Origin of the sequence: Limoniibacter endophyticus, assembly GCF_014652835.1 — a bacterium.
Classification (GTDB): domain Bacteria; phylum Pseudomonadota; class Alphaproteobacteria; order Rhizobiales; family Rhizobiaceae; genus Limoniibacter; species Limoniibacter endophyticus.
Genome location: NZ_BMZO01000015.1, coordinates 1 through 9,779, shown reverse-complemented (window position 1 = coordinate 9,779; position 9,779 = coordinate 1). Strand labels below are relative to the sequence as shown.

Sequence of the window (9,779 nt, the reverse complement as noted above, 5' to 3'; positions counted from 1 at the left end):
GATATTCTGGACGATGGACGAGTGGACAACGTGTCGCTTACCGGCTGTCACCTTTTTTTTCGGGAAACGCTGACGGCAATGAGGCACTGGCTATATCCCGCAGGGCACCCGGCAATGCGACAGGTTATAAATTTTGAATTCAGTCTGAAAAATGACGGCTTACAGGATCCGCGACCAGTCACCACCCAAAAGCTCAATGATGATGGTTGCCGCCAGTAACAGGTCCTTTAACCCGCAGGCTGCAATAGTCCTGGATGATGAGTGAGCCTGTAGCAGCCCTGATTAGTGGAAGCGAAGCTGAAAAATGGGCAGCAAAAGCCGTATTTCTGGCAAATAGCGCCGCCACGGATTAAAGTAGTCATGTGTAATACATATGACTACAAAGGGGCTTTTATGTCATCAGCAACATCCATCAGGCTCGATGAAGAACTTAAGGACCGGCTGAAAACGCTGGCCGATGACCGGCACCGCTCAGCGCACGCGCTAATGCTGGAGGCAATCACCGAATACATCGACCGGGAAGAGAAGCGCAGCCAGTACCTGCGGGACGGACAGGCCGCATGGCAGCACTATCAGGAAACGGGTCTGCACCTTACTGCGGAAGAAGCGGAAGCCTGGATAAGTACCTGGGGAACTGAGAACGAGCAGGATGCTCCGCCATGCCACAGGTAACGATTTCCGCGCTGGCACAGCGCGATTTACAACGCCTTCAGGACTTTCTCAAAACCAAAAATCGGCTGGCAGCCAGAAAAGGAGGTGAGGTGATCGTCCGGGCTATCCAGCAACTGAAAACATTGCCAGACATTGGCCGCCCGGTGCCGTTTCTGCCGCTGGAATATAAGGAACTGGTGATCGGGTTTGGCGACAGTGGCTATGTGATGCTCTACCGCCACGACCGGGAAATGGACCAGATTGTGATCGTCACCGTCAGGCATCAGAAAGAATCCGGGTATCCGGGGGCAGACAGCCTCTAATAACCGATGACGGGGGCGCAATTCATTGCGTGGCCGTCGCCGGTTTGACAAGCGCAGCGCGTCAGAAAACCACATCCTGAACGGAAAAACGGGTAAAATTCAGCGATACATTTACCGTGAGAAATTACACACCTTTCACACCCGATAAAATCAGGGGTATACAGTGGCGAAAACATTGCTCAACCTTTCACAGGCAGCACAAGCCGCGGGCATTACCAGAAGAACGCTATACAATCATGTAAAACAGGGAAAGGTTACCGTGTCACGTGACGGGAAAAACAACCCTGTCGTGGATGTGTCAGAACTGATCCGTGTATACGGAAATGTGAATATCCCTGAGAAACAAATTCCCGGCATTTCACACCGTGAAAATACACAAAAAAATTTCCCACAGGAACAGCTTCTGGCAATGCAAAAGGAACTGGCCGATCTCCGGCAGGCTGTCACCCTGATGCTGGAAGATAAAACATCCCGGGAAGAAGAACGCCGCCAGCACGATGATGAGCGCCGGAAACTCCAGGCCGAAGTGGACAGATTGACAACAGAACTGACACAGAAGAAAAAACGCTTCTGGTCCGGCTGGTTTAGCTGAGAACTTACCGAAGGGAATGGAGAACATGACGAAGCAGGAAAAAACTGCCCTCAATATGGCTAAATTCATTAAGGATCAGTCGCTGCTGTTGCTGGAAAAGCTGAACGAGCTGGACATGGATACCCCGGCCGACATGTGCGAACGGCTTCACGAGGATGCGGAAACACTCTGGCAGGTGATGCGGGATAAGCTCGGGGAAGAATAACAGCACCGGCCATGCCGGTGCTGGCGTTATTTTTTGCCGAACGGCCACCACCGGCGGGCGGGTTTGTCCTCCGGCAGTTCAGGCACCGGCACGTTAAAATAGCGGCTGTTATATTCCCGCATCAGCTCCGCTTTCAGCTTCTCGTTCACCGCGCTTTCCCCGTGCCGCTCGCTGACCACCTCAATCATCGCGTTAATCTGCTCCGGTGAGCACTTCCCGGCATCAACCACCTGCACACCGTTCTCGATGGCGAACCGCTCCACCTTTCGATAGAGGTAATCACACAGCTTCATTCCTGTGGGTTTGTCCCGTTCCCATTGCGGATTTTCACCGGTGAAAAAGTACGTGGCTTTTTCGTCGCTGTTGAGCCGCTCGTCATACATCCCGATGGATTTCATCATCGCCAGATGCTGGGCCCGGTCGACAAAACAGAAAACATACGCCCCGGTCTGCCAGGCGAGCACCACCATGTCTTCCAGATGCTCGCTGGTTGGCATAATGCAGCGCTCGCCGTCTTTGTCTTCCACGTCCTCAATAAATACCATGTACAGCGCCATAATCCCTCACTCCGTTGTCATAAATTTAAAGCACGCGAACAGCCTCTCCCGGTCCAGCTCCACCGTTTTGCGGGCCTCGCCGGTCTGTGGATTCACGATTTCATCCACCGCCAGAATCGCCCGCTGTACCCGGACAAGCGTCGGCCGGTCAGGGCAGATGTACCAGATTTCATCGATGCCGTTCGCCCGGCGGTTGAACAGATACCCGGACACCACTTCCTGATACCGCCTGCGGCTCTTGACGGTGCGCTCTACCTCAAATGCCACCGTTCTGCCGTCCAGCTCCGCCAGCGCGTCCGGCACTTTCATCCCTTTCAGGGCCATACGGTGCAGGTACCGCCAGCCGGTGGCCCCCCGGCCCTCCATGGAGAGGCGCAGGGACTGCACGGCCAGCCGGTGCGGCAGCTGCGCCGCCGACACCCTTGACGGCTGAAACGGAATAACGTCCGTCAGCGGCTCGTCCTCGTCGAACGAGAACGCCACCCCGTGCGGCGTCAGCCCCCACACGCTGACCTGACGGCCGTCAACCGGGTATTTCGCCCGGACCAGCAGCCCTTTCGCCACCAGACTGTCCAGGAAGCGGTAAACCGGCTGTACCGCCGCAATCCCCAGCCGTCGCGCAACCAGCTCCGCCGTGGAACACAGCTCTTCCCGCAGCCAGCGCAGGGTCAGCCGTGTTTTCTCCGCGTTCCGCGCCTGCCGCTTCGCGTGGCTGACGTTGTACTGCTCCAGTGTCATCAGTAAAGCCCCGCAAAATCATCATCCGCTTTTGGTCCGCCGCCGTCGGCCGGAGGCAGGTACTCCGCCAGCGGGTCCGTTTTCGCCAGCACCGGGAAGGTTTTCAGCGAAATTTCCCGGCGCTCAACCCGCAGCGGGCTGCTGAACGCCAGCCGCGCCACGCCCAGCCCGGTCATCACCGCGAACCCGTCAGGCAGGTGTTGCAGGGTGTTCACGTCAAACAGCGGCCGCGCCTCCTTCTGGATGAAGCTGTCGCCGCTGATGTGCTCCACGTTCCCCGCCTCCCGGCTGGCCCGGCGGCGCTCCACGTCCACCCGGATCTCCCCGGTCTGGCCCGCCGCCCACTGCGCGGACTCCTGGCTGGCCGCGCGATAGAACCAGCGGATCGGCGTGTTATCCAGTACCGTGGTTTTCACAAAATCAGCGGGCAGATCCTGCCCGCACTGACCGAAGTCGCCCAGCGACTGGTGCGCGAGCAGCAGGTTGCAGTCCCGGCTGCGCAGCGTCCCCAGCGCGTTCAGCACGTACTTCGACAGCAGATATTTAATCTCATCGAGCATGATGCTCGCGTGCGGCCACCTCCGGAACTCATCCCGCGCAATGATGATTTGCGCGCAGCGGGCAAACAGCATCTTCTGCACCCGGATCACCGCCTCATCGTCCATCGAGCCGATGACGTACAGGCAGCCGCCGCCGTTGATTATCCCCGCCACATCGATACCGCTGTCCGTCTGCAGGACGCTCAGGTCGGCCACGTTCTCCAGCTTGGTGATCAGCCCCTTCACGTCCTTTTTCAGGGCCTCCGGCAACGCGTACGCCGCCGCCAGCACCTGCTGAATGTTTGCCCCCTGCGGGAACTGCTCCGCAATCAGCTTCGCCGCTTTCTGCTCGCTGATGCGGTAGTGGTCCGCCACGTCGCCGGTCTCACTCAGGTTAAACCCGGCAACCAGCAGATTCTTCAGGGCGTACTGGTCGAGATCGCGGAACAGATTCAGCTGCGCCGGTTTCCCCGGCCGCAGATCCAGCAGGGTGAAGTCCGGGCAGTGCGCCCGGAAGACGTGCGGCGCCCACGCGTCCCCTTTGGGGTCGAAGTACACCACAGCGTCCCCGAAATCGCGTACGCAGCGAATGAGCGCGTTGGTGGCCATCGCGCTCTTGCCGCTCCCGGGCAGGCCGAGGATCTGAATATTGGTCTTGCGCCAGGTATCACGAGGGACCAGCACCGGCTGGCCCTGCTCATCCTTACCCAGAAACACCGCCTGCTGTTTCCGGGCCTGCTCCGTGGAAAAATCGGCCAGCGCGTTAACCGGTACCGGCTCCCCGAAATGCAGGTGGCGGACGTCTGTCATTTCTCCGGTCCGCTGGCTGCTGCGCCGGCTCTCCTGATTCAGTTTCGCGTTCACCGCCTCGTCAGCGGCCGCAAAATGACCATCAAGCAGCAGGAACGCCAGCAGCCGCGCCAGAAGGACGCCGGCGACAAGCCCTCCGGCACACCAGGCTATCCCGAACAGGTTAGCCGGCTGCAGCAGGTAATAATCTGCGTTCGCATAGAGGTCCGGGCGCAGGACGGTTTCTCCCCAGCTCTCGATAAACACGGCGACAACCAGCCCCCCCAGAAGGGCCAGACCGGCAGCGCCGGTCAGCCAGTACGCGTAGTTCCAGACATGTCGCCGTGCCCTGACCATCCGCCCGGGTGAATCCAGCGAGGCCAGCACCGAAAATGGCACAGTCCGGTTATTATCGCGCTTATAGCGATCGGCATACTCCCGCCGCGCCTTATGGCTCAGCCCCACAAAACGCATTCGGCCGGCCCAGAGTTCAGCCAGACCGAAAAACAGGCCGATAACCAGAAAAAAACCGGCCAGACTGTAATACTCCCGGTACAGCCAGCTGACCCACGGGTAAATCTGCCGGGCCAGCTCCGGGATATGCCACTGCCAGGCAAGCGAATCCGTATTAAACATGCAATCTCTCTCCTTCAGACGACGGGTTTACCGGCGTGATGCGCAGCCCCCGCTGCACAAGCCGCGGACATGCCCCAAGGCATGGCGGCGGCGGTCACGTCCGTGGTGATTGCGTTCAGCTTTCACCGCGGAGGCCAGCCTCTTTCCGCCCCATGCGGAAAAGGCGCAGCCCCGGAGGAACAACGAGCACGCCCCAGCGTGTGAGAGGAAAAGGCGGCACCCCAGTGCGGTCTTTTCCGGTGTTCCGGCCCCCGTCAGAGTTCGCCATAGCGAGCGGCTGACCACCCGCAAAATCAGGAGCAGCTTTGCTGCTTCGTCAGGTGCGTCCAGCACCGTGGATTTTTGTGGGTGGTCAGGCGTGAGCCTGACGGGGGCCGGGTGAATTTCTGGCGTGGCCGGCGTCCAGCCGGACAGAGCCAGAAAGAGGGGAAAAGACCGTGCGTCGGTGGCGTCCAGCCAGCGTAAGCAAGGTCTTTTCCCCTGAAGTCAGCCACGCCCCAGCGGGGATGACTTGCATTTCTCCGCAAGGAGAAAAAAGCAACAGAGATAGGTTAACGTAAAATGTTCAGCGAAAAACCGACATGGTTCACCTATCCTGATAATTGATCGTCAGGGAATAGAAAGACTTAATCAGGGGACAATATCCCACATCAGCGCGTCCGGTGACCGTCTTGCAGGTGCCGGGGAAATTGCGCCTCCTCGCTCACTCGGTCGCTACGCTCCGGGCGTGAGACTGCGGCGGGCGCTGCGGACACATACAAAGTTACCCACAGATTCCGTGGATAAGCAGGGGACTAACATGTGAGGCAAAACGGCAGGGCCGCGCCGGTCCTGCCAGAGTTCACATAAACAGACGCTTTTTCGGTGCATCTGTGGGAGCCGTGAGGCTCAACCATGAATCTGACAGTACGGGCGAAACCCGACAGGACTTAAAGATCCCCACCGTTTCCGGTAGGTCGTTCACTTGAGTCCAACCCGGGAAAGCACGCAAAAGGAGTTCGCAGAGGATTTGTTTAGCTAAACACGCGGTTGCTCTTGAAGTGTGCGCCAAAGTCCGGCTACACTGGAAGGACAGATTTGGTTGCTGTGCTCTGCGAAAGCCAGTTACCACGGTTAAGCAGTTCCCCAACTGACTTAACCTTCGATCAAACCACCTCCCCAGGTGGTTTTTTCGTTTACAGGGCAAACACCGTTCCGCCCTGAACATCCCGGATATAATTTGCCTGACATGCGGCCAGAAGAAAGCCAGCAACAATCAATATAAAAAGAAAAATAGTCTTTACCTTTTTCATATACTTTCCCTGTATTTAAAGACTCCGGCATTCATCCCTGAACACCGGAAGTCAGTATTTCAAATCATCCTTGATAATTTTTTGTTACCAGTTACCGTCCCGATAATCAAAAGCTATATAACAATTATCCACATCAGGTTTTATTTGATTTTTAAAAAATGGCTGTAGTAAAGGAACCCATTCTTTCTTCAAATCAAACTCACCATTATTAATATTATCCTTTAAAGGCATTCCCAAGCTTTCAATGACAGAACCATCGTCACCAAAGTCTTTAGAATACTCTTCCCCTTTAAACTCTTCAGTTTTCTTATCAAACCATGTCAAACGTAATTTAAGCCCCATATTTACCTCTCAAAGATATTTTTTAATGTTCCGTTTTGGATCTGGCCCTTTAACCTGCTTACCCGTTTTGGGATCAAATGCGCCTAGGTGTTCGCCATCACTGGCACGATACCCTTCAAGCTCACCGTGCTGGGAATCCCATTCATAAATTTTACGTTTTTTATCGCCATACCATCGGGCCCGCTTACCACCACCACCTTGTTTAGGTGTTTTAGGATCACCTCGCTTTAACTCTCCAAGTCCCTTTATGTCTTCTGTTTTAGGTACTGGATGATAATCATGGCCGTAGTCTTTAGTCCCCTTGCGAGGCTTGTTCTTTTCCTCATTTAACTTATTTTCTGCATCCTTCGCTTTTTTCTCCTTTTGTTTCCGGCTCTCCATCGCCCCGGTAAGTGCAGCCTTATCTCTGGATAAGGATTCATTCATTGCGTTTAAAGATGCCTGAGCCGCTTTTAATTTCTCATTCTGATTCTGAATATCCTTATCAAGATAGCGAACCTGATCCTGCCACCCGGAGCCATATTCATGAGGCGGGTTATAAGTCACAAAATCATCTTTATTTGCCTCTGCCTCTTTTACCTTTTTATCGGCTTCCTGAACAGCAGCCCTTGCACCGGGGAGCGCCTTCTCTGTCGATGCAATGCGGCTGTTTAAGGTCGCAATATTTTTATCTTCGGCATCCAGCTCAGCTTTCGCTTTATCATAGTCTCTTTTCAGCCCCTCTTCCGGATGAGCGGCGTCCCATGCCTGCTGGCGACGCTTTTCTTCCTCCTGACGCTGTTTTACCTGTGCCGGGGTAAGAACATCTGTCACCGACACATAAACCGGCTTCTGTCCGGTCTCTTTCGGGAAACGAATAACGGCCTCACGGGAGTTACCACCGGCTGTAAAACCAGCCGGACGTGAATCACCTTTTTCAGCAACAATGCCTTTTGGCGGGGCTTTCGCTGTCGGAACACCTTTCGGTACGCTCACCTGCAGAGACGGGAGACCCGGAATCGACACACTGAATACCCCCGGACGTTTTGTCGGTTTCGCATCCACCACAGGGACACTCATTGGCCGACCTGCGACAACCGCAATATGCTGCCGCTCATCCTTCACCACATCCACAACCCGTTGTCTGACACGAACCGTCGCCTGGTCCAGTGGTAAAGTACTTGCCGGAGTCTCCGTCACCGCATCGGCCGGTAATGACGTCATAATTTTTGACATCATTTTCGGATCATCTTTTGCAATCTCAGAAGGCAGCACACCGTAGATCGCAATCCCCCACAGACCAAACTTAAACGGCCCCTTCAGGGCAGCCAGCACATCAGCAACGGCGGCCGACAACGCATCGCCGGAAACTGATAAAGCCAGTCCTTCAGCCCCCGGAGTAGCCAGGGCAGGCAGACCGAAGGCCATCGCAGTGGCCGAAGACTGTCCGCCACCAGAGCTACCGCTATGATTGCCGCTGTTACCACCATTACCACCGGGTTTACTCCCGCCGTTACCAAACTCCCCCGGATTATAGTTATGAATATCTCCATTCGGCGTATGCGTCGTACCCCAGCCCGGCCCGCTGTTTGGATCCGTACCACCACCTGATGAAGGGCCACCTTTACCAGACGTACCGTTCACATTCCCACTGGCCTGACCACCATTATGTCCCAGACCTGAATTACCCGGACCTCGACCGTCTCCACCACTCATACCGTTTTCCTCTTTGACATTTAAAACAATAAATTAAAGCCAACATACTGTACATATACACAGTATAATTATTACCTTACTCCTCCCGTTTTCAGGTGTCAATATATGAGATTAGTTCTCATCTTCAGGCACAAAAAAGCGCCCGGAGCCACCTGTAAGCAGATCGCGTCTTTTCCCGAAAATTTCTCATGGCAACAAATTTTATTATTTAAGACATTCATCACACTTACATTTCAGATGGTATAGACACATCTGAAAGCTAACTGGCATGAGGAGAGGACCTGCGGTTAAACTGTTCGGGAAACCTGAGACGCCCGGAGGCCACTATGACGCACCTGAAACTGACTCCCGCTGAAGAAAAGCGCCTGGCGGACGCCTTTGTCGCTCAGGCACTGGCCATGGGCCTGAAAGGGAACAAAACGCTGCCAAAGGCGGTAAAACAACAGGTGCGGGAAAGGGTGCTTCGTGCCATTCAGGACGAACGTGAAGCCAGGCGGGCGCAGGAAATGCGTCGGGAGAAATACGAGGCTACGGAAACCACCTTCACCTGGCAGCCACAGCGCCGCCGGTAAGGGGTATTTACCATAACGTCGCATTGCCCGCACCGCTCAGACGGTCTGAGGGCGTTTCCGGCGGCTACGGGATAAAACAGGCAACAAACCACCCGGAAAACCGCCGGAAACGCGCCCGGTAAATTGTAACCCGCTGCATGCCTATGCACGCAACTGCATGGCGGGCCGTTTGGTGTAAAAACGATACGATAAGCCGTGTTTATGTAAATGAACGTGGCCGTAAAGAGTGACAAATATACATGTAACATTTTTTACTGACAGGTCATCAACCCGATGCGTTTAATACCCTTTATCCTGCTGGCATTGTGCAGCCCCTTACTCCTGACGGCCTGTAAGCATTCCACCACCCAGCCGCCGAAAATTTATACTCTGGATAAGTCATCTAAAATCAGTAGCTACGCTGCGGCCATCAAGACCGCTGTTGAAATGCAGATGTTTGAACCAGAGGCCTATGCGGGAAAAATGTGCACCGTGCGGATATCCATACAACGTGATGGCACTCTGAACAGCGCCATTGCTGAAGGAGGAGATCCGAAACTCTGTAAAGCAGCAATATCAGCCGTTACCCACGCCAAAATTCCGCCGGCACCGGATGAAAATACCTGGCAAATATTCAAAAACGCCCCTCTGGATTTCAGACCATGAAAGCTTTTACTCTGACAGTGCTGGCGGCCATGTTCCTCACTCCGGTACATGCGATACCACTAAAACCCGTAACCACACTGCAGCCAACCTACCCGGTACAGGCCGCAGCAAAACGCATCGAAGGTCAGGTGACCGCCACGTTTGATATTCTGGACGATGGACGAGTGGACAACGTGTCGCTTACCGGCTGTCACCTTTTTTTT

At 55.0% G+C, this 9,779-nt stretch carries 14 protein-coding genes; 8 read left to right on the top strand and 6 right to left on the bottom strand.

Going from position 1 to position 9,779, the window contains the following annotated elements:
* From IE151_RS17655 to IE151_RS17465, 5 genes are all read left to right on the top strand, one after another.
* Positions 1-219: hypothetical protein (locus tag IE151_RS17655; RefSeq protein ID WP_308430540.1), on the top strand; the 219-nt coding region annotated here is incomplete at its 5' end.
* Positions 220-393: 174 nt separating this feature from the next.
* Positions 394-672, top strand: coding sequence for a CopG family ribbon-helix-helix protein (locus tag IE151_RS17480; protein WP_000093040.1), 279 nt, complete (start codon positions 394-396; stop codon positions 670-672).
* Complete coding sequence (locus IE151_RS17475) at positions 660-974, top strand: type II toxin-antitoxin system RelE/ParE family toxin (protein ID WP_071177730.1); 315 nt, start codon at positions 660-662, stop codon at positions 972-974. Before IE151_RS17480 ends, IE151_RS17475 begins: the two co-directional genes overlap by 13 nt.
* A 163-nt stretch (positions 975-1,137) precedes the next feature.
* Complete coding sequence (locus tag IE151_RS17470) at positions 1,138-1,566, top strand: hypothetical protein (RefSeq protein ID WP_001140599.1); 429 nt, start codon at positions 1,138-1,140, stop codon at positions 1,564-1,566.
* Between the two features lie 25 nt (positions 1,567-1,591).
* Positions 1,592-1,771, top strand: coding sequence for a Rop family plasmid primer RNA-binding protein (locus IE151_RS17465; RefSeq protein WP_000165970.1), 180 nt, complete (start codon positions 1,592-1,594; stop codon positions 1,769-1,771).
* 26 nt (positions 1,772-1,797) lie between these two features.
* On the opposite strand, the gene IE151_RS17460 is transcribed toward IE151_RS17465, so the two are convergent.
* From IE151_RS17460 to IE151_RS17435, 6 genes are all read right to left on the bottom strand, one after another.
* On the bottom strand, positions 1,798-2,328 hold the full coding sequence (locus IE151_RS17460; protein WP_071177729.1) for a hypothetical protein: 531 nt from the start codon (positions 2,326-2,328) through the stop codon (positions 1,798-1,800).
* Between the two features lie 6 nt (positions 2,329-2,334).
* A complete protein-coding gene (gene mobC / locus IE151_RS17455; protein ID WP_071177728.1) occupies positions 2,335-3,066 on the bottom strand; it encodes a MobC family replication-relaxation protein in 732 nt (243 codons plus the stop codon).
* Positions 3,066-5,030: a type IV secretory system conjugative DNA transfer family protein gene (locus IE151_RS17450; protein WP_071177727.1), complete on the bottom strand. Its 1,965-nt coding sequence runs from the start codon at positions 5,028-5,030 to the stop codon at positions 3,066-3,068. Before IE151_RS17450 ends, mobC begins: the two co-directional genes overlap by 1 nt.
* 1,175 nt (positions 5,031-6,205) lie before the next feature.
* On the bottom strand, positions 6,206-6,322 hold the full coding sequence (locus IE151_RS17445) for a colicin release lysis protein (protein WP_189493036.1): 117 nt from the start codon (positions 6,320-6,322) through the stop codon (positions 6,206-6,208).
* 84 nt (positions 6,323-6,406) lie between these two features.
* A complete protein-coding gene (locus tag IE151_RS17440; protein WP_032440455.1) occupies positions 6,407-6,664 on the bottom strand; it encodes a colicin E3-like toxin immunity protein in 258 nt (85 codons plus the stop codon).
* Positions 6,665-6,673: 9 nt separating this feature from the next.
* On the bottom strand, positions 6,674-8,359 hold the full coding sequence (locus IE151_RS17435) for a colicin-like bacteriocin tRNase domain-containing protein (protein ID WP_032440457.1): 1,686 nt from the start codon (positions 8,357-8,359) through the stop codon (positions 6,674-6,676).
* 326 nt (positions 8,360-8,685) lie between these two features.
* Here IE151_RS17435 and IE151_RS17430 point away from each other — a divergent pair, with 326 nt between their 5' ends.
* The 3 genes from IE151_RS17430 to IE151_RS17420 all read left to right on the top strand — a co-directional run.
* Entirely contained in the window at positions 8,686-8,931 is a 246-nt protein-coding gene (locus IE151_RS17430) for a hypothetical protein (protein ID WP_032440458.1), read from the top strand.
* Positions 8,932-9,204: 273 nt separating this feature from the next.
* Positions 9,205-9,576 (top strand): cell envelope integrity protein TolA, encoded by a 372-nt coding sequence (gene tolA, locus IE151_RS17425; RefSeq protein ID WP_001237044.1) that lies wholly within the window; start codon positions 9,205-9,207, stop codon positions 9,574-9,576.
* Positions 9,573-9,779: TonB family protein (locus IE151_RS17420; RefSeq protein WP_102016829.1), on the top strand; the 207-nt coding region annotated here is incomplete at its 3' end. The genes tolA and IE151_RS17420, both read left to right, overlap by 4 nt.

Coding starts and splice junctions, on each gene's coding strand:
- IE151_RS17480 (WP_000093040.1), top strand. CDS start 394: ATGTCATCAGCAACATCCATCAGGCTCGATGAAGAACTTAAGGACCGG.
- IE151_RS17475 (WP_071177730.1), top strand. CDS start 660: ATGCCACAGGTAACGATTTCCGCGCTGGCACAGCGCGATTTACAACGC.
- IE151_RS17465 (WP_000165970.1), top strand. CDS start 1,592: ATGACGAAGCAGGAAAAAACTGCCCTCAATATGGCTAAATTCATTAAG.
- IE151_RS17460 (WP_071177729.1), bottom strand. CDS start 2,328: ATGGCGCTGTACATGGTATTTATTGAGGACGTGGAAGACAAAGACGGC.
- mobC (WP_071177728.1), bottom strand. CDS start 3,066: ATGACACTGGAGCAGTACAACGTCAGCCACGCGAAGCGGCAGGCGCGG.
- IE151_RS17450 (WP_071177727.1), bottom strand. CDS start 5,030: ATGTTTAATACGGATTCGCTTGCCTGGCAGTGGCATATCCCGGAGCTG.
- IE151_RS17445 (WP_189493036.1), bottom strand. CDS start 6,322: ATGAAAAAGGTAAAGACTATTTTTCTTTTTATATTGATTGTTGCTGGC.
- IE151_RS17440 (WP_032440455.1), bottom strand. CDS start 6,664: ATGGGGCTTAAATTACGTTTGACATGGTTTGATAAGAAAACTGAAGAG.
- IE151_RS17435 (WP_032440457.1), bottom strand. CDS start 8,359: ATGAGTGGTGGAGACGGTCGAGGTCCGGGTAATTCAGGTCTGGGACAT.
- IE151_RS17430 (WP_032440458.1), top strand. CDS start 8,686: ATGACGCACCTGAAACTGACTCCCGCTGAAGAAAAGCGCCTGGCGGAC.
- tolA (WP_001237044.1), top strand. CDS start 9,205: ATGCGTTTAATACCCTTTATCCTGCTGGCATTGTGCAGCCCCTTACTC.